This is a genomic window from Parasedimentitalea huanghaiensis (assembly GCF_009753675.1).
Classification (GTDB): Bacteria; Pseudomonadota; Alphaproteobacteria; order Rhodobacterales; family Rhodobacteraceae; genus Parasedimentitalea; species Parasedimentitalea huanghaiensis.
In genome coordinates, this window is record NZ_WQLV01000025.1 from 20,806 (window position 1) to 40,386 (window position 19,581).

General features: G+C 50.7%; 18 protein-coding genes. 6 read left to right on the forward strand and 12 right to left on the reverse strand.

The genetic code is table 11. The features are described 5' to 3' along the window. Window positions 1–29: 29 nt before the first annotated feature. The 6 genes from GO984_RS22370 to GO984_RS22395 are packed head-to-tail and all read right to left on the reverse strand — an operon-like array spanning window position 30 to window position 6,033. On the reverse strand, window positions 30–665 hold the full coding sequence (locus tag GO984_RS22370) for a cysteine hydrolase family protein (RefSeq protein ID WP_157024757.1): 636 nt from the start codon (window positions 663–665) through the stop codon (window positions 30–32). After that, window positions 662–1,447, reverse strand: a complete 786-nt coding sequence (locus tag GO984_RS22375) for an N-formylglutamate amidohydrolase (protein WP_245231220.1) — start codon at window positions 1,445–1,447, stop codon at window positions 662–664. The genes GO984_RS22370 and GO984_RS22375 overlap by 4 nt, the downstream gene beginning before the upstream one ends. Beyond that, entirely contained in the window at window positions 1,444–2,337 is an 894-nt protein-coding gene (locus GO984_RS22380) for a branched-chain amino acid ABC transporter permease (protein ID WP_157024758.1), read from the reverse strand. Before GO984_RS22380 ends, GO984_RS22375 begins: the two co-directional genes overlap by 4 nt. Before the next feature lie 3 nt (window positions 2,338–2,340). Next, window positions 2,341–3,057, reverse strand: coding sequence for an ABC transporter ATP-binding protein (locus GO984_RS22385; RefSeq protein ID WP_157024759.1), 717 nt, complete (start codon window positions 3,055–3,057; stop codon window positions 2,341–2,343). A 10-nt stretch (window positions 3,058–3,067) separates the two neighbouring features. Continuing rightward, on the reverse strand, window positions 3,068–4,222 hold the full coding sequence (locus GO984_RS22390; RefSeq protein ID WP_157024760.1) for an ABC transporter substrate-binding protein: 1,155 nt from the start codon (window positions 4,220–4,222) through the stop codon (window positions 3,068–3,070). Window positions 4,223–4,251: 29 nt separating this feature from the next. Next, the gene (locus GO984_RS22395) at window positions 4,252–6,033 is read right to left on the reverse strand and encodes a branched-chain amino acid ABC transporter ATP-binding protein/permease (RefSeq protein WP_157024761.1); all 1,782 of its coding nucleotides are present in this window, start codon (window positions 6,031–6,033) and stop codon (window positions 4,252–4,254) included. Between the two features lie 116 nt (window positions 6,034–6,149). Here GO984_RS22395 and GO984_RS22400 point away from each other — a divergent pair, with 116 nt between their 5' ends. The 4 genes from GO984_RS22400 to GO984_RS22415 all read left to right on the forward strand — a co-directional run bounded on the left by GO984_RS22400 (window position 6,150) and on the right by GO984_RS22415 (window position 10,966). Continuing rightward, window positions 6,150–7,004 carry a MurR/RpiR family transcriptional regulator gene (locus GO984_RS22400; protein WP_157024762.1) on the forward strand — a complete coding sequence of 285 codons (855 nt, stop codon included), beginning with the start codon at window positions 6,150–6,152 and terminating at the stop codon, window positions 7,002–7,004. Further along, window positions 6,991–8,307, forward strand: coding sequence for a type I glutamate--ammonia ligase (locus GO984_RS22405; protein WP_157024763.1), 1,317 nt, complete (start codon window positions 6,991–6,993; stop codon window positions 8,305–8,307). Before GO984_RS22400 ends, GO984_RS22405 begins: the two co-directional genes overlap by 14 nt. Window positions 8,308–8,919: 612 nt before the next feature. Continuing rightward, complete coding sequence (locus GO984_RS22410; RefSeq protein WP_157024764.1) at window positions 8,920–9,597, forward strand: LysM peptidoglycan-binding domain-containing protein; 678 nt, start codon at window positions 8,920–8,922, stop codon at window positions 9,595–9,597. 685 nt (window positions 9,598–10,282) lie between these two features. Next, window positions 10,283–10,966, forward strand: a complete 684-nt coding sequence (locus GO984_RS22415; RefSeq protein WP_157024765.1) for a sugar transferase — start codon at window positions 10,283–10,285, stop codon at window positions 10,964–10,966. Window positions 10,967–11,634: 668 nt separating this feature from the next. Here GO984_RS22415 and GO984_RS23440 read toward each other — a convergent pair. The 5 genes from GO984_RS23440 to GO984_RS22440 form a co-directional block, all read right to left on the reverse strand. Continuing rightward, on the reverse strand, window positions 11,635–11,850 hold the full coding sequence (locus GO984_RS23440; protein ID WP_167740478.1) for a hypothetical protein: 216 nt from the start codon (window positions 11,848–11,850) through the stop codon (window positions 11,635–11,637). Between the two features lie 410 nt (window positions 11,851–12,260). Further along, complete coding sequence (locus GO984_RS22425) at window positions 12,261–12,455, reverse strand: hypothetical protein (RefSeq protein ID WP_157024767.1); 195 nt, start codon at window positions 12,453–12,455, stop codon at window positions 12,261–12,263. Window positions 12,456–12,691: 236 nt separating this feature from the next. Next, the gene (locus tag GO984_RS22430; protein WP_157024768.1) at window positions 12,692–13,462 is read right to left on the reverse strand and encodes a metallophosphoesterase; all 771 of its coding nucleotides are present in this window, start codon (window positions 13,460–13,462) and stop codon (window positions 12,692–12,694) included. Window position 13,463: 1 nt separating this feature from the next. Further along, window positions 13,464–14,942, reverse strand: coding sequence for an O-antigen ligase family protein (locus GO984_RS22435; protein ID WP_157024769.1), 1,479 nt, complete (start codon window positions 14,940–14,942; stop codon window positions 13,464–13,466). Next, a complete protein-coding gene (locus tag GO984_RS22440) occupies window positions 14,939–15,697 on the reverse strand; it encodes a hypothetical protein (RefSeq protein ID WP_157024770.1) in 759 nt (252 codons plus the stop codon). The genes GO984_RS22435 and GO984_RS22440 overlap by 4 nt, the downstream gene beginning before the upstream one ends. Before the next feature lie 229 nt (window positions 15,698–15,926). Here GO984_RS22440 and GO984_RS22445 point away from each other — a divergent pair, with 229 nt between their 5' ends. Beyond that, window positions 15,927–16,418, forward strand: a complete 492-nt coding sequence (locus tag GO984_RS22445; RefSeq protein ID WP_157024771.1) for a hypothetical protein — start codon at window positions 15,927–15,929, stop codon at window positions 16,416–16,418. Between the two features lie 5 nt (window positions 16,419–16,423). On the opposite strand, the gene GO984_RS22450 is transcribed toward GO984_RS22445, so the two are convergent. Continuing rightward, on the reverse strand, window positions 16,424–16,837 hold the full coding sequence (locus tag GO984_RS22450) for a hypothetical protein (protein ID WP_157024772.1): 414 nt from the start codon (window positions 16,835–16,837) through the stop codon (window positions 16,424–16,426). Window positions 16,838–17,253: 416 nt separating this feature from the next. Here GO984_RS22450 and GO984_RS22455 point away from each other — a divergent pair, with 416 nt between their 5' ends. Continuing rightward, on the forward strand, window positions 17,254–19,413 hold the full coding sequence (locus GO984_RS22455; protein WP_157024773.1) for a GumC family protein: 2,160 nt from the start codon (window positions 17,254–17,256) through the stop codon (window positions 19,411–19,413). Window positions 19,414–19,581 lie beyond the last annotated feature (168 nt).

The window sequence follows — 19,581 nt, forward strand, 5'->3', positions numbered from 1 at the left end:
CGCGCGAAGCTGCGAGAATGATGAACTGGTCAGCGAAGCTCGCTGACCAGTTCATCCGTTGTCACTTGTCGACAATAACCTTTAATCGTTCTCAGCGAATGATCATGCCGGTCCTGACTGTATGTCATGCAGGCATCAGTAACCTGAGTGACAAGATATCCCAGATCGCAGGCGTCCCGAATAGCGCCCTCGACACATTGGTCGGTAATGATGCCGCTGATCACCAGCTGCTTTACGCCAAGATTGCGCAAAACATAATCGATATGCGTGGAAACAAAGACCGACGAAGACGACTTGGGGAAGACAATCTCATCGTCGCCCGGTGCCAACTCGTCGATCATTTTGCCGTCCCAAGACCCCTTGGGTACATTGAAACCGGTGATCTTATAATCAAGACTGCGATCGCGGCCATCCTTGGTCAGGCTCTCAATTGTGGTGTAAAGCACCTCGCCACCAACCTTGCGAAACGCAGCCTGAAGCCGTTGCATATTCGGGACAATTGTTGATTTCATCTGCCCAAAAAACCAGCCATATTTGGCGTCAAATTCAGCATCACTTAGACCGTCAAACTCAGCGCCTTTGCGATGGGCAGCAAAATTTTGCACGTCGATGAACAGCATCGCGGATTGGTCAAGTTGGAGCGGCACATTGCGGGTCAGGGTCATGAGTGGTCTTTCTTAAGTGAACGGGTGATTGCACAGACAAGCCAGTCGGCCCATTTTTGTTGCCCGTCAGCTGTGGCGATCAGATCATTACATATTTCAATAAGGCTGTGAGGAAGCCCGGATGCCTCGCCATGCATCGGCACAAACCAATCAAACTCATCATCTATTTGATAGGGCTGATTTAAACCGATCTTTTCGGGAGCAACAAATGCGCCAAATTCTGCAGCAAGGTCTTGCGATGTTTGACTATGTTTACGGTACAAAAACCCAACATCCCAGGGTCGTTTATGGCCAGCCATGGTGCGGGTATAGCTATGGATGGAAAGAACCATCGCGCAAGAAGATCGTCTGATCTGGGCACTGACCGCATTCTGATACGGGGTGAAAATCTCTGCAATCCGAGACTGTCTGCGCTGTGGCGACAGGTTATTGTTCGCAGGCACCAAAATCCCGTCGCTGATTGGTGGCATGGCGTTTTCACTGTGGGGGGGCCGATTGCAGTCGATAACCAACCGGCTGTAACGTTGCAGGATCAGCGGCGCGTTGAGTTGGGCCGCAACAGCGCGGGCAACCTTTTCGGCTCCGATGTCCCAAGCGATATGCGCCTGCAAAGCCTCAGGGGACAAACCCAAATCTCCCAAGGCCGCTGGGATTGTCCGTCCGGCATGTTCACAAACCAGAACAACAGGATAGCTGCTGTCACCGTTGAGAATTTCAACCGGTCCTGCTTCGCCCTTACCAAGCAGAGCCTCCATAGGGGCTACATTGGGACCACAACTCATACTTTTTCGGCTTTCAATGTCGCTGACGGGATCAAGCCGTTGGGTCGGATCAGCAGAACCAAAACAACAATGCCAAGCCCGATCGGATCACGGAACTCCTGCATTTCAGGAGGCAGGAACGCGGCAAGGTAGATTTCAATGAACCCCAGCAGAAAGCCTCCTGCGACAGCGCCGCGCAGGCTGCCCAACCCGCCAAGAATGGCCGCGATGAATGCTTTCAATACGGGCATGAAGCCCATGAGCGGATCAACCGAGGCCCGTTGTGAAACCCAAAGTACGGCTGCAACACCTGCCAGCAAGCCCGACAGGGCGAAAGCCCCGGCAATCACCGTATTGGCGCGAATGCCCATCAATCGTGCAACTGCAAAGTCTTCGGCGGCGGCCCGCATCGCAACACCGGTTTTCTGATGCTTCATGAACCAGTCCAGAAAGACCAGCATGACAATTGTCGACGCAATCGCGGCCAGCTTGTTTACACCGATCACCAGCCCAAACACACGAACGCTATCAGACAGTAAAGCGGGTAGAAGAACCGGTTGTGAGCGAGCTGAAATCAGGTTTTGGAACAGTACCTGCAGGATCATGGCCACCGCAAAGCTGGTCACCAGCATCGTAGCACCAGATCCACTGCGAACGGGACGAAAGGCGATCCGCTCCATTGCAACAGCGGCAAGGACTGAGGCCGTTATTGCCAACGGAACTGCGATGACGAAGGGCACGCTGGCAATACCACAGTACATCAGTACATAGCCGGCAATGGTCATCAACTCACCATGGGCAAAGTTGATCAAGCCCATGATCGAAAACACCACAGCCAATCCCAGCGCCAGCAGGGCATATGTCCCACCCAGTGCCAATGCATTAGCCGTCTGTTGAAGGAAAAGTTCCATGTCTCAGTTCGCTCCCAGATAAGCGTCTTGCATACTGCTGCTTTGAGTTAGCTCACTGGTATTGCCTGCTTCGACAATTTTACCACTGACCAATATGTATCCACGGTCGGCAACCTGCAGAGTTTTGGCGACGTTCTGTTCGACCACCAACAAGGTCACACCCTGATCCCTAAGTTTGGCAATGAGCTCGAAGATTTGATCCATGACCAGCGGCGCCAGCCCCAGCGAAGGTTCATCCAGCAACAACAGCCGTGGGTTCGACATTAAGGCGCGACCAACCGCAAGCATCTGCTGCTGCCCACCGGACAGGGTCCCTGCATATTGATCTTTGCGTTCTTTCAAGATTGGAAACAGATCGTAAACCCGCTCCCAAGCCTCAGCTATCTCGTCTTTATCTGTTAGGCCAAACGCCCCCATACGCAGGTTGTCTGAAACACTGAGTGTCCCAAAAACGCGGCGCCCTTCGGGTGACAGTGTCAGACCCGCTGGGGCAAGCCCTTCTGGTGCGGCACCGGTGATGTCCCTGCCATCAAACATGACCTGGCCTGATGCGGTTGGAACCAATCCAACAATGGCTTTTAGAATAGAGGACTTTCCGGCACCATTTGCACCCAGCAAGGCGACGATCTCGCCTTGCTGAATTTCAAAACTTACACCACGCACCGCTTCTACTGCGCCGTATCTGACTTGGAGTCCCTGTGCTGATAGAAGGGGTGCCATGGCTGTTTCCTTACTGCATACGTGGGGCGGGGATCATCGCCGCATCCGGGCTGGGTGAGCCAAGATACTCACGCTCTCCACCCTTAACCTGGATCAGCGCCACCTGACGCACTGGCATACCATTGGTGCCTTTGTAGGTGATTGTGCTGGTCGCACCCTGAATACCTTCAAGATTTGCAATCGCATCGCGGATTTTTTGCGGGTCAGTTGAACCCTCAGTGACAAGAACCGCGGCTTCAACAACTTTGATCAGGTCATAACCAACTGCGTTGAATACAGTTTCGGATTTGTTGCCTGTTGCTGCTTCAAACTTGGTGTTGAAATCAGCCAGTGGGTTGCCATCCAGCGCATGGCCAGCCGTGGTAAAGACCACACCTTCGCCCGCATCACCCAACGAAAATGTCGTCGGGCTGTCGATGCCATCTGAGCCGATGATCTGGCTGGTAACACCAGCGGCCCGCAGCGCCTTGAGCATAGATGGGAAGTCGGGCTCATATGCTGAGGTCATAATCACATCGGGCTGATCTTCCAAAGATGCAATTCTGGTGGCAATCGCTGAAAAGTCCTGCTGGCCGATAGAGTGAGTATCTTGGCCCAAAACTGTGCCGCCAGATTTCTCAAAGACTTCTGCAAAATACAGCGGCATAGTCGTGTACTGGCTGTCAGGTGAATAGATGATGTAGGTACTGTCATGGCCTTGCTCGCGCGCCCAAGCGGCCGAAACCGTTGCCTGAACGTTATCGCCCGGGAAGTTGGCAAACATGTAATCCCCACCAATCATCGGCAGTGTCGGCGATGAGGCACAAGTTGATATCGCCGGGATCTGTGCCGAAGAAACGATACCAATCGCTGCCAGGGATGGATCTGCATCACAGGGCAGCACCAGGACAGAAACGCCCGCATCTACCAGTTCCTGCGCAGCAATAGAGGTTTGCGCAGCGTCAGAGCGGACATCTTTTTCAATCAGCTCGATCATGGTTGTTCCGCCAATGCCACCTGCGGCATTGATTTCGTTCACTGCGATGTGGACTCCGTCGATCACCGGTGAATCATAGGTCGCAAGACCACCTGTTTGCGCGGTCGCCAGACCTACGCGCAGGGTGTCAGCCATGACCGGTGCTGCCAGCAGCGCGCCTATGGCGGTCAATGTCAAAAATCGTTTCATCTTAATCTCCCATTGGTCGGTTGGTTGGGTCATGAATGACCTAGATAGGCTTCTATAACGGCCGGGTTTTTTCGGATTTCAGCGGGTGTTCCCTGGGCAATCAGCATGCCCTCATTCAGGACGATGATGCGGTCACATAGCTGGTTGATCAGTTTCAAATCATGGTCGACGATCAAAACACCCAGCCCTAGCTCACTGGTCAGGGTCTGCAGGGTTTTCATCAACTCATCGGTCTCTTCGCGGTTCATGCCTGCGGCAGGTTCATCCAAAAACACCAGTGAAGGTTCGCAGGCCAATGCCCGGGCAATTTCAACCCGTCGCTGATCGCCGTAAGACAGAGTGTTGGCGTCATTTTCTGCAAATTGTGCAACACCCATTGCAACAATCGCAGCCTCACAGCGTTCGATTGCGCGTTTGCCGTCAAGGGTCGACAGCGCCGCCGTCAGCACATTTTGATAGACAGTCAGTTCATTGAACAAGCGAATGTTCTGAAAGGTTCGGGCTATGCCATGGTTGGCAACATCATGCGGCGCTGCGTTGGTTAAAACCATGTCCCCTCGCTGAACGCTGCCCTCAGTTGGCGTCAACACCCCCGACAGCATATTCAGTAATGTTGTTTTACCGGACCCATTTGGCCCAATCAGTCCGACAATCTCGCTAGGTTTAACCTCAATTGATACACCGTTGACGGCGACCAGCCCCCCAAAACGCATTGTCAGATTATCCCCTGTTAGCGGTGTGGGGTCTGCGGAGGCAACGGTCACATGTGTGTCTTTGCTTTTGGGTTTAACACTGTGTCCAGTCAGGAAGCGCTCTTCCAGTTCCTTCAAACCGGCAAGCCCCTCGGGTTTGCGGAACATCGCAAAAAGAATGATCAGGCCAATACCTATTTGAGTGGTGCCGAAGACAGCCGGGACCTCCATACCTGCGACAGAAAACCCACCTTCAAACCGGCGCAAAACTTCGGTCACAATAGTGATTGTCAGCGCCCCGGTAATCGCCCCCGTTACGGTGGTCATGCCACCAACAATGAGCATCGCTAGCAAAAGAAACGTATCCGTGAAATAGAATTTCTTGGGGCTGAATGCGCCCAGAAAATGCGCCATCAAGGCCCCGGATAGCGCCATGATGGCAGCACTCAGAACCCAAGCGATCAGACGTTCACGACGGATATGTACACCAACCGCACTTGCAGCAATGGCATTTTCACGCCCTGCCCGCAGCCTTAGGCCGGAAACAGAATCTCGATATAGCCGCGCCACAATCAGCGCCAGAATACAGAAAATCGCTGCCGACCAGAGCGTGGTGTCGCGCGGCACGCCAAAGAACGACTGTGATCCACGCGTTACATCCCGCCAGCCGATGGTAATCCCATGCACAATAATGAGCAGTCCAAGCGTCGCAATTGTTGCTGCCGATCCTTCAAGCCGGTTCAGAGCGAGCCCAATTATGAAGGCAACAATTGACGTGAACAGTATTGCCACAGTGATAGCTGTGAGCAGCCCGGTCTCGGTCCCTGCCAGCCATTCGGGCAATTTGGGCAGGGTTGCAACCTTCATTTGCACAGGTAGTGTCAACAGCGCCGAAGCATAAGCGCCAATCCCCATAAACGACAGATGCCCAAAACTCAGAATGCCGCTATTTCCAGAATAAACACCCATGCCCACAACTGCGATCAAAGATATGAAAAAGACCGTCAGAATACGCTCACTTGCTGAACCAAGTGCGCTTGCAACCAAAGCTGCCCCAATGCAAAGGGCAACAATGCCAAGGATAGAGGCTACTATGTGTTTCGGCGGTGACGTTATCATCAAGAATCCCACTTTCTGGATGATCCCAGCATTGATGAAATATTTTCACAGTCAACATTTTTTTCATTGTTGACAAAAAACTTTCAAAGCGGCCAAATGATGGATAAGGAGAGATCATGGACGTCAAAACCCGCCTCGAAAACATGTCACCCGAATTCACGGCAACAGAACGACGCCTGAGTGCGCTGTTGTTGATGGACTATCCATTTGCCGGATTACTCCCGATTCAGGAACTGGCTTCGAACACCAAGACCTCTCCTCCAACAGTTTCGCGGTTTGTCTCAAAACTGGGGTTCTCGGGCTTTCAAGAATTCCAGCGTCAACTCATTGAAGAGTTGAAGGAGGGGCAGCGGTCGCCAGTTGATCTTCAGAAGACCAGCGCCCCGGTGCAGGGCGCCTTTCTGGCCGGATTTCTTGATCGCGCCGAGGACATTCTGGAAACAACAAAGGCTTCGGTCACAGAAGTTCAGTTTGAAAAGGTCTGCGGCCTACTCAGCGACCCAAAACGCAGCATCTACATTATTGGCGGGCGGATGAGCGACACGATTGCGTCGTACATTTCCCGCCATCTGCGCCAAGTCCGTGTCAAAGTTTTCCAGCTTCCACCCGACCCCGAAGTCTGGCCCGAATATCTGCTGCGAATGCGCCCTCGCGATATCCTGTTGGTGGTCGATTTTCGCCGCTATCAGGTCAGCCTCGCGAAGCTTGCAAACAAGGCCCATCGTGAGCGACATGCGCAAATCGTTTTGATGACAGATCCATGGCTATCGCCGGTTGCAAAAAATGCCAACGAAGTTTTGACTGTGCCCATTGATAGCGGAACGCTCTGGGACAGCTACACCGGCGCACTGGCGTTGATGGAGGCGATTGTCACGCGGGTCGCGGAAAACAACTGGGATCAAACAAAGGGGCGCATCGAAGCATGGGACGCCTCTCGGATTGAGTTTGGAGATACCAATGAAGAAAACTGACCCGCTTGTATTTGCTGCGACATCGGACCTTGCTGGCATCACCCGAGGCAAAGCCTTTCCCCTGTCCAAGCTGGACAGCCGCATGAAAAAGGGCGTTGGCTGGACCCCAACAAACGTCATGATCACCTGCTTTGATCACATCGCTCCCAGTCCGTATGGGTCACTAGGGGATCTGCTGTTAGTCCCCGACGCCACTACCGCCGTGGATCTGGAATTTGACGATAACGCACCTGTTGAACGCTTTGTTCTGGGTGACATCACCGATCTGGCTGGCACCCCTTGGGATCTCTGTACGCGCTCACTGCTCAAGGCGGCATTGGACCGGTTGCAACAGGTTGGCGGCGTCAGCCTGCTTGGCGCCTTCGAACATGAGTTTCAGTTTCACGGTGAGGTGCCACCCGGTCCACAAGGATATTCCCTCAATGGGTTTTCCCAACGTCGGGCTTTTGGCGAGACACTGATGTCCGGTCTTGAACAGGGTGGCTTGGAAAATGATACCTTCATGAAGGAATACGGCACCAACCAATACGAAGTCACCAACGGCCCATCTAAAGGGGTGCGTGTTGCGGATGATGCTGTAATCCTGCGCGAAGTGACCCGAATGACCGCACGCCACCACGGTGAAAGCATCACCTTCACGCCGATCCGTGATCCCGCCGGTGTGGGCAACGGTGTACATATTCACATGAGCTTTCTTGATGGCGACGGTGCGCCCGCCACATGGGACGCCGACGGTCCGTCAGGCATGTCAGCTCTGTCAGCCTCTTTTGTTGCGGGGGTGTTGAAATACCTCGACAGTATCATCGCGCTAACTGCGCCTTCGGCAGTGTCCTACCTGCGCCTGACGCCCCATCGCTGGAGCGCGGCTTACAACAATCTAGGGTTTCGCGATCGCGAAGCCTCGGTTCGCATTTGCCCGGTCACCTCTGATGATCCGGAAAAAATTGCCCGTCAGTATAACTTTGAATATCGCGCAGCAGATGCGGCTGCCTCACCCTATCTAGCGCTTGCTGCAATTATTCATGCCGGTTGCCAAGGGATAGAAGACAACCTGCCCGCCCCTACCGTTACTCAGGAAGATCTATCTTTGCTGTCCCCCAGTACACTCGCGGCCAAAGGATACGTTCGCCTGCCGCAATCACTGGAAGAAGCGCTGGAACGGTTTGAAGGCAATGAAACTGTCTGTGGTTGGTTCCCCAAGGAGTTCGCGCCAGTCTATGTCGCCCACAAGAAGGGCGAATTGAGCGTGATACAAGATATGGATGAGAGTGAACGCTGTGCGGCATATGAGGGGGTCTACTGAGCGCCCGGACGCGCGCAAAACGTAAAGAGCGGCTGAGGAGCGTAAGGTTTCATGTAGCCGGGTCAAAGACCTTACTATGCCTACAATCGAAACGGATTGTTTCGATAGTCTGGACAAGCCCTGCGGACTTCTTTATCAACTCTGCCATTGGTAGATTGAGTTGATTTAGTCCATTGAGCACAATTTCTATACATCGCGCTATCTTGGATCATTGTGGCCTATGCCATGACGATGGCCTTTTTTGAACATGCCCGGCGTAAAATCAAAACACCTCTCATTTTGCAGGGCTTGGACTTTGCTTTGTTTGGCTATTGATGCAGTCTTTATGCAATGTTCAAAGGCGAAGCTGATGAAGCTCAAAATTGCCACGAACGGCTTTGCATACATAGTTTGTACGATCGCGGAACTGATCGTACAGCTTTACGGCAGACTAAAACGCAGTCCTTCGACCAATTCAACGAACCACCTTCCGAAATGTACGGAAAAGGTTAGCTTCAATTTTTTTGAATGGACCTTTGAACGTGAAATATATACGGGTACCCTTACCCGAAAAATACTCAATTTTGGAAAAGACTGTTCCACAGCAATTGTTCCAAAAAAAGGAATATTTCTATGAAAAAGCTCACCTTTGGGCTGGTTTGCCTGACCTACGCTTCCATGACGACTGCACAAGAATACACAGTTAAGGATGGAGACACTCTTCGTGCGATTTCGGCCGTGCAGCTCGGCAACTCTGGAAAATGGCAGGAAATCTGCGACCTAAACACTGCTGTGATCGCTACCTGCGATTTAATCTTCCCTGGTATGGTTTTGGTAATGCCTGGCGCTGAACAGTCGGACTTCGATGGTGTGTCACGACAGCTTGCTGGAGCTGACCTTTCTAAAGCTCTCTCAGCGGACAACACAGGTTTTACCATCTCCCCGATGGATAACGGCGCAAAAATCAGCGGGGCTCCTGAACAGGTCTCCCCTGGAGGTCGCCCAGGTATTTTTGTCGCTCTTGGCAAGAAATTTGAAGAAGCAGCCAGTGGAGATACGGTTAAAGTAACGGTTACAATCGAAGCTGAAAATCCAGGACTATTCAGCGCTGCTTACAGCACATCCGATGTTGGCAACTCAGGTTGGCAGAGCATGCAATTTCAAAAGGGTGAAAGCTCGTTGAGCTTTAACTATGCAGTACCGAAGTTAAAAAACGGCAATGACGATTTCGTCGGCGTGTTGCCCGACCCCGAAGCCACTGGACAGGCTATAACAATTACGGCCATTGAGGTGGAAATTCTTCCGCAATAGCCCAATCTAATTTGGCATCAGTTAACAAGTTGCGCGACGGTTAGTCGCGCAATATTTCTCGCTTGGGGAACAGCCTTTCCTACATCAAAAGGCTTGGCGATGTTGTAACAACACGCCGCCAGCAGTGTTCAGGGTGACCCGGTTCACAAGTTCAAAATAGACCAGACACGACGCGCGGGGAACAATGACCCCGCATCGAGAATAAGATCGTTTTGACCAGCCCTACTTGTACATTCCAAGTTGAAAGTTAGCGCATGGTTAGTTTTGATGCGCCCACGCAACGGAGATTCTTTTCGTATGCTTGGCTAATTCCGGTCCAATTTTTTTCCACCCACCAAAAAGCAAACTTAGCCAGATTAGTGCAGCAGTCCCACTTTCAAAGTTCTCGCCAAAACAGCAGCCCGCCTGCAATGTGAACAACAACCTTAGATAGATCTACCACAGAGTGAACCGAAGCGAGCTTTTTGGTGACCGCCATGATCACCCAAAAAATTGAATTGGTACTCAATTAGCGCAGATCTATACCGTGATAGAAACACAAACCCTAGCCAAGTTAAGTAAAGTTTGATTTAAGACCGATAGGGTCTGCTGCGAATCACCCTCTTTATAAAACAATTTTTTTGCTTTGCGTTTTGCACTGCACGACAGAACTATTTTGAATAATGCTTACCGAGGTATGATACCTATGAGTTCTTTTGATACTGAAAATGTTGAAACCCGTAAGCCATTTGACAGTTACTACGCTGCAAACGACTTCCAGGGTGGCCTTTATAGAAACACTCTCAAAAGATTTTTTGATTGTTCCTTAGTCCTGATTTCGGCCCTTGTTGCCTTACCAATCATCGGGATTCTTGCTGCCTTGGTGGCGCTAGATGGGGGCAATCCATTTTATGTGCAGGAACGAGTAGGCAAAAATGGCCGCCACTATAAAATGTGGAAACTGCGCTCGATGGTTTTTAATGCGGATAGTCTTCTTGAGGAATATTTGGCGACAAACAGCGAAGCTTTGGCTGAATGGACCAGCAAACAAAAACTGACCAATGACCCTCGCATCACTCGATTCGGCCACTTTATTCGGAAGACGTCGCTGGATGAACTTCCGCAGCTATGGAATGTTCTCATTGGGGATATGAGCCTTGTCGGCCCGCGTCCGATGATGCCTTCGCAAAAAGAACAATACCCAGGAACAGACTATTACGAACTGCGTCCAGGCATCACAGGCAAGTGGCAAGTGTCTTCACGCAATGAATCAACTTTCGCCGACCGGGCCAAATTTGACGCCGACTATAATCGCGAAATCTCGTTTCTAAATGACCTGGGCCTTCTTCGTAAAACAGTGCAAGTTGTGCTGAAGGGAACTGGCTGCTAATCACTGAAAAGGTTACCTTTTCGGGATATGTAGCTGTTCGTAGATAGCTGCGGAAACTACCCAGTTTAGTATCTTTCTTTTGGTCTGGTGGAGGCACAGTTATGTGCCCTGCCTGGACCATTTGGCGTTATGGAAAGCTAAACATCGGAGGGGAAACTTTGAAAATCCTGATGCAGGGATTTGGAAACACCTTCTTAGCGCACGCTGTCCCTGCCCTGCCTCGGTCACAACTTGGAATGTCACTCTCCATATGTTGGCACTGCTAAATCAAAGTGCAGCCAATTGATTGAGACTGAGCACCGACAAACTTTTCTAAAGCACGAAGCAAGCTCAGCATTTAGAAAGCGAGACAGTGGCCCACATAGTTGTTGCCAACGGGTGCTCGCTTGAGAAAACTGTTGAGTAAACGCACAATTGCTACAGTTACATCATCTCCAATACCTGTGTATTGAACTGCGAGTGTTGATGTAAGCTATCTTAATTTGGATCGTAATCGGTTCTTGACCAAAACATAGCCCCACCCGTCTGCTTAGAACAAACGAACCAGCAAACAGTAGCACGCGCCTGCAGCTGCAAGGTCATTCAAAATGGACGTGCGAAGAACAGGCTATCGAGCGCGCGATAAGGTTTCAGGAATACACGAAACCATCGCTGCAACGCTAAGTAGCTTATTCCAACCAATTTCGACTTTCGTCGGCCTCTGATCCGATCAAAGAATAAATGACCGCCACAATCAGCAAGGGCCAAGCCAAGCAGAGGCCGAATCCAGCAAAAACAAAAACGGGATTGGTATCTGCGTGTCGCTTCTGCTCCAAATAGGTCATTATAAGAGCATAGACGGCAATAATCAAATAGAGGGCACTATATAAAGAAAAGGTACTCATCAGACTGTTCCAAAGAATTCCACCAATGGAAGAGTGAATATCGAATTTTACTTGAATTGTCCAGACTGGAGAAACAATCTGTTGCTGAGTTTTTAGAGTTTCGCCTCCGCTTACGCGGGTGTGCACTCATCAAAGACTGATGCTGGATTTGGATCCGTGCAAAAGGATGGGTCGAGCTTCCGAAAGCGTCCCCTTAAGTGAGCACAATCCCAGACCCAACCATCGTCGTCTGATGATTTTAAGGCCCCCAAAAACTGCGATCTCTGGCATCCAAGTTGGCCCGTCCATCACTGGGTGATCGGCAAAAGGGATAGAACTGCATGGGTCACGGCTGAGGTGGTCGGACCGCTAGGTACTCCTTCATCCCAGGACACGGTGGGGACAACGGGTACTGACTGGAAAGGTTCTACCTAATTAGGGCTGCCCAATCGAGAACTCCGGAGAGCACAATCTGCAACAATCAAGCTTGCGATCAGGAGAACACTGAAACATCCGAAACCGGTGTAAATCAAAAGAGCAGTAAAAAGCGTGTGCCCGGCGACAAGAGCAACAATTCCTGCTGTGCCACCGAAAATCACCGCTAAAGCCAAAATGCCAACAACCATTACTACCCTCCCAACCAGTGTAGAGCTCTAATGATTAACGTCGCACACAAATCATTAACGCTTGATTAAGCCCCTCTTCAATTTGAAGACAAGCAGGCGAAGCCAAATGCTATCAATGTGGCGGGCAACCGCCCAACTAAATGGGCATGGTGTTTGGGTTCTTCTAGTGACGAGTTGATCGCTTGTTCCGTGTACTAAACCAAGTACATTGGCTTAGTCGCCACATAAGGCGCGATTCAACCAACGCACAAAATTTTGGTTTCAGGATCAGAACGCGAGAAACGCATCGCGGCAAGCCGTCCTGTTTCGTAGGCACCCAAATCCAAGTTTATACGTGCGCGCGATACTTCAACGTCTGGTACAATAACATGCCCATGCACCAGAGTGTTTTCCCCCACATAACTGTCAGACCTTTCAGGCGGCCCCCAGATCATCCGCTCACAAGTTTGCTGCTTTGCGGGTAATTCAAGCTCATATCCCGCATGGGCAAAACGAAATCTGCCACAGGCCAGCGCATGCGGCAGTCCTCCTAGGAATTTTCGATGGGCTTCGGGAATTGCCAGTTGGAGTTTGGGCGGCAAAAGGAAGCCATCGCCCTCGAAACCACCCTCGCCTTCAGGAGAGATTCCATAGGAACGCAATGTTTCCGCGCCACCGAAGGACAGCCAGTTTTGATTCCTGCTGGGGGCATCGAGAAATCGCAGCATCATTTCTTCATGGTTTCCGCGCAAAACAAGCCGCTGGAAACCGTCTGGGGCCGGCCCGATCAGACGGTCAACCAAATTGGCCGTTTCCGGGCCTCGATCAACCACGTCACCAAGGCAAAGAATTAGTTTCTGACCCTCCAAACCTTCGGAGTCCCTAACGATTTTCTCTTCCATTTGATCATAGAGAGACAGGCAACCATGAAGATCGCCAATGGCGTAAATCGCGGTTGGAAACTGCGCCAGACTTAGCACCCGTGCTTGATCTACAATATTCTTTGGGCGTCGACGAAATAGCTTCATCTCAAACTCTTTCAGAAATCCCGACACCGGTCAGCACAATAAACAGATAGGCGTTGGCCGCCATCTCCAAGCTGAAATCCCCTAAGGAATGTACAGCACATACAACAACAACTGCTGATGCGACCGTTGCAGGCAAATAGGTGTTTTTTCTCACACGGATCTGGGACAGCATCCGAACGAAACACAGACCTAAAATCACCAACGGAATACTACCAGCGACCACCCCCAATTCAGCCCATAACGTCAAGTAAGTGCTGTGCGGTCTGTCCCAAATAAACCCGGTCAGCAAGCTCGGTTTGTGGAACAACTCGAAAGCTGCTGCAAAACTATCTAACCCGTAGCCAAACCAAGGTCGATGAAAGATCATTTCCAAAGTTTGCCGGTAGAGTTCGACCCTAAGCCCGATGCTGTGTTCAAAGAAAACCAATCTAGATGCAAGATTTGGGGCTGCCATCACAATTGCAAAACAAGCGACGACAGCAGTTGAAAGCAGCACCGCAGCAACCTTCCAACGTGGCAATGAATTCGCCTTCAATAGCATTGACGAGAATAGAAAAAGTCCCCCCAAAAGTGCTGAGAAAACACCTAGCCGGGATCCCGTTGCCAGAAGAGCCGCCAGGATAACGCCTGAAAGCGAGGCTTGGATGAAAAAGTCCATTGAAAGGCGACGTATCAATGTTGGTCTTTTTGCCGATCGAGCAGTAGGGCCAAGTAAAAGGAATAACATTTTCCCGAACCCGATCATCAATCCCATAGACAAGTATGTAGCAAACGAGTTTCGGTTCACAAAAAACCCGGTAGCAAACCCTTCATAGGCGGTTTTAGGTGACAGCAGCAGCGTGTCGCCTAAGAGAGAAAGCGAAATCAACGACCAGGCAGCGTGCACAACGATGATATAAAACATGCACTTCAGTAGCCAGGCCGCCCGATTGGTATTCGCGGAGATCTCAAGCACCAGAACAAATAGGAGAGCGTAGGAAAATATTCGTATCACCCCCAGTGCTGTAGCAGGTGCAGAAACCGTTAACCTGTCTGGCAGCAATCGCTCTGGGAGTTCGGCCAAACTGCTGAAGCTGAAGGGTAAGAGCTGTGCGGCGCAGAACAAGATCAGCCCTACCCCGAGGCCGACAATGGCGCGATAGCGACCTGTGCGGGAGAGACGACCCGGATCAATGTAAAACATCGATAAAGCATATAGTCCGACAAAAACAGAAATTGCGGCAGCGAACCCCAGCCATGCCAATGGGTGGTTTGCTCCTATCGGGACGGGACCAACCAAGAGGAATACGACGACAAAAACAGCGGCAATATCATTCAGCTTTGCGGCGGCGTTAGCTGATCTCCTAAGACCGCTTTCCTGAATAGTGATGGTCTCGAACACCAGTTCATTTGAAACCGTTGAGGGCGTCACTTTTTGAACCGGCTGTTTAGTCTGGGCTTGGCCGATTAGCCGAGGTTCAAGTTTTGCAAAGTCAATCATTCCGCCACCCCTACCGTCATTGCCAGTCTTTCTTTGGTCAACCGAACGAAACGCTTGAGATAACGAACTTCACCGTCTTGTACAGCGGTTGATAGCCAGTCTCGAAAGTCCGGAAAATCTGAATACAGACGGGGTAGCAGAATGTGATAGTTCTCATCTTGAAGCACAGTTAACGCATCTTTCGCTGCCGCATGTTGAACATCCAAGGTGTCTGAAAGCCCTATTTCAAAGAAAAATCGCAGCCGCCGTGATGCAAGCCATCCCTCATTTGTTCCCGTAAGATGAGCCGACAGAAAGCTTTCCTCTGCTTGCTGCAAAAAGCCCGTTTTTTGCAATCCCCGTGCGCGAACAAGATGCGCAATTGAAAGTGTCGGAGTTCCGCGCAGAACATGGTTCGCGAGGTCCTCACAGGCCTTTGCAAGTTTGGCGACAGGTTGAACTCCAGCGGCTCTTGCGAGAATGGAGGACAAGATATCATCACATTTGCTGAGCTGTCGAATTTGAGCGGTTAAAGATGTCCGCGCCACAAATTCAGGTTCTTTGAGATTGGTGCTTAGCAGGACTGATGCTGGCGCAGTCTCAATGTCGCTACGCGCCTGCATTTCCGGGCTGACCAGATACAGTGACATTGCGGCCATCAGGATCGAAGGCACAGCAACCATTATCCAGAAGAGGTTTGGTTTGATCATAAGTCGCAATACAATTTGGAGTAATTCGGTAAGTTTAATACGACTTTCCATCCAAAAAGCAACCAATTGACGATTCAAATGGTTGCTTAGAATTTTACCCTTTGGTCACAATGGTTGCACAATTCTAAACCTTCTCCGCCCCAAACTCTCTGTAGCCATTAGGGCACGGACACACCCGCTGAGGTGAACCGGCCTCGGGGCCTACTTGCCCCTCGCTGAAGAAGAATTCCAGCGCTCATCAATTGAAAATCGACCGAAACATCGGCCTTTGGGTCGTCATTTTTGTGAGTCTGCTATGAAACGATACCGTCTGCGCGGTTTCGGACGGCGCGGTTTAGTCCGCAGCCGCCTGGGAAACCTTTTTGCCTTTGCTGCCATGTCCTTACTGGCATTTACCCCAGCTGCTTCGGCCTCTACGACGATCCGCATATCCAATGATGGCGGCGGCAGTATTGCGGCGCGCGTCAGTGAAATTGAAAGCATTAGAAGCCGGGGCCAAAAGGTTGAAATCAGGGTGGGCTATTGTAACTCGGCCTGTACTCTCTACCTGGGCTTGCCAAACACCTGTGTTTCGCCGGGCGCACGATTTGGATTTCACGGACCGCAAATCGCAACTAAGGGGCTGACGATGCTGCCATCACAGTTCGAAAAATGGTCTCAGGTTATGGCAAATCATTATCCGCGACCGCTACGCAATTGGTTTATGAACTCTGCGCGCCATTCGACGGACCTGATAACAATTAAGGGCGACCAATTGATCGCCCTCGGGGTATCACAATGTGTCTAGGCGAGTTACCCGGTTTGGCTGCCCGCAACACCAGATAGGTCTACCTCGTTGGCAGCCCCGGAGCTAACTTGGTTAGCAATATTTGATAGTGCAGCCTGTCGAGTGGGCGACGCCGAACTTGCGGCGCTTTCTAAAACACCGGCCAATTCAGTGGCGACTGCAGTGTGCGTGCGCGCAGCAGAAACCGCAACGGTTGCCAATGAACCGAGCAAACCATCCACTGCAGCAGGTGAAAGCGTGGCTTTCGCCGCGTTAATTGTCGCCAAAGCAGCTTGAAGCTGAGAGACACATGTCGGACCGCTGTTAGAACACGTTGTGAGCAAGCTGTCGAAATCTACAATGTTGCTGGTCTGTGCACTAGCAAAGCCTGAGCTCAGCGCGAGTGCGGTGACAACGGTCGCGGTTTGCAAAATTCGCATTTTAAACTCTCCAATATTCACCCCTTATTGCGAACCAATGCGCAGGATGATGTACAAATAGATTCGTGAAATCCAGATAGTTACGCTTATTTAATAGGAGACAAATTTTATGTAAAGGCACTTAGTGCTGTTTCTGGCGGCAAGTTGTGGCTTCTCAATCCATTCACCCACAAATTGTGACTCAACCGAAGACTGTGGCACCACCCAGGGGTAACCCTAACCATTGATGAGCATGAGGCTCGGTATCGCTGATGTTTTGCGAACACGGATCAGCCGAAATGTAGGTGACTCACAAACAAGGCAGCTTGCAACTGAACGTTTCATGCCATTTATGGCAGCTGAAGGCCAAAAATTTTATTTTTGCACATCGTTTAAGACAAACAAGACAGTAATATGAGTAATAGGAACACGATTTTATGAACCAAGTGGTCGATGATTTTTTTGATTTGCCAGCTTTCTTTGCGATTCTGAAAAGACAGGCTCGGTTGATTTTGCTTCTCGGCTTTGTCGTGATGTCCTGTGCCTTTCTTTTTATAGTGCAAACAACCCCGCTATACACTGCTACTGCGCTTGTCCGTGTTGACCCGCAAGAAACAAATTTGCTGGACCCAACAATGTCGAACCTCATGAGTTCGTCAAATGAATCAACAAGAATTGAGACAGAGGTAGAGATCCTCAAATCCCCGAGTTTGGCGTTGAAAACGATCGCCCAAGCGGACCTACAGGAGAGTGTCGAATTCGGACCAAGCGTTGGAATTGTTGATCAATTTCGGGCTGCATTTGGGGTTGAAATGCCACCGGCACCTTCCAGTGATGAATTGCTCGCGCAGACACTCACCAAGTTCAGCAATGCGCTGACGGTTCGTCGAAAAGGGCTAACTTTCTTAGTGGCCATCCAATTCACCACTGAAAGTCCCGACTTATCCGCAAGTGTCGCAAACCAACATGCACGATCCTACATTCAGGCGCAGATTACGGACCGTGTTGATTCATCTTTGGCGGCCCGCGACATCCTTCAGTCGCAACTCAAACAAGCCCGCCAGAGCTTGACCCTGAACAATCAGGCACTTCAAGTTTACATTGAGGAAAACGCTGACCGCCTTGCCTCCGAGGCAGGTTCAGGTGAACTTTCCAATTTGGCAGACCAACTTAGGGCGGCAACACTATCGCTTGGATCTGGAGAAGACAGTCTAGCGCTCGTCCGCTTTGGCATTGAACAAAACGATTGGTCAACGCTGGCTGACAATTTGGGTGATACAGCTTTGCAATCTCTACTGGAACAGAGGTCCGCGCTCACAACGCGTTTAAACGGTGCTTCAGAAGGTGGAAGCGAGGCGTTTGATTTGGCGGAAGGCCTGGCGGCCATTAATTTGCAAATCAAAGACAGAGGTCAAATTGCCGTCGCAAATCTGCAAAGTGAGGTTTCGCTCGCGCAGGACTCCCGTAGAAAAATCATCGAATCCATTCAGGGAGAGGTGTTCCAAGGCGAACTGAGTGCCCAAACGCTCGCCGATGTTTACGAACTTCAACAAGAGGCCCAAATCGCTCAGCGCCAGTATGATCAGTTGATAAGCCGAATTCGGGATGTTGAGGCCCAGGCTGTTTTGCAGATGGCCAGCAGCCGTCTGGTTTCAGAAGCTATTGTACCTTCCAAAGCTTCTTTTCCGAACGAGAAACTGGTTTTGGCCGTCGCTATCTTAGGCGCGCTCGCACTTGGAACAGGTGTCGCCTTGTTAAAGGAGTTTTATTTTGGTGGCGTGACGTCTTCGTCGCAACTGAGCAATATCGTGCCGCTTCAAGTTAGCACAGCTGTTCCAAAGGTAGGCACCCAAAACGGCACCAATTCTATCGCTGACCGGGTCGTCAAAGAACCTATGTCTGAATTTTCAGAGGCGTTCCGTAAACTTCGTGCCAGTGTTGATCATGGAGTTGTGACGCAGTCAGGCGAGGCGCAGGTGATCTTGGTAACATCCGCAGTGCCTGCGGAAGGAAAATCTACAACCGCTCTTGCACTTGCGCGCACCTATGCCCAGGCAGGGAAAAGAACCCTACTGATCGACGCAGATCTACGTAATCCAAGTATTCAGAAATTTCTGGGCGAAAAACCTGAATATGGCTTGATGGATTATCTGATGCATGGAGGAACAGATAAAAATCATGGTTTCTCCAAAGAAATGCAATCCGGCGAGAACCCAGACGCCGTTGGAGAGTTCTACGTCCTCGATCATATTAGTAAGCTGGGTCTGATCCTTGGTAGCCATCGCGCCAATTCTCCGACTGATGCGCCGCTGCAGAGTAAGAGGTTTCATGATCTGATAGCTGAATCTCGTGCGACATTTGATGCCGTTGTCATAGACTCTGCGCCCTTACTTCCAGTGGTCGACACACGATACATCGCTCCCCTCGCTGATGTAGCTGTTTTATGTGTCCGTTTCGGAGAAACCAGCCAGATGGAACTTCGGGCGGCTTATCACCACTTGGCAGGAGCTCTAAAGCCGGAAGCAAACTTGGTTAGTACTTTGAACTTCTACGAAGGCACCCAACAGGGGTATAAATACGGCGGGTACTACAACTAATTCAAGCGACTTCAAAAAGGCGTTTGCAATGTTTTCAGGACTGTAGCCTTTGAACGGCTTTCAGTTCTGGTCCCTAATCTAAATATATTTTGTACAGCGAGAAATTTGACATGACGATGCTTAGCAATCTGGCGCCGGTTCCAGAGTTATTTGTTTCTTACGAGTCTG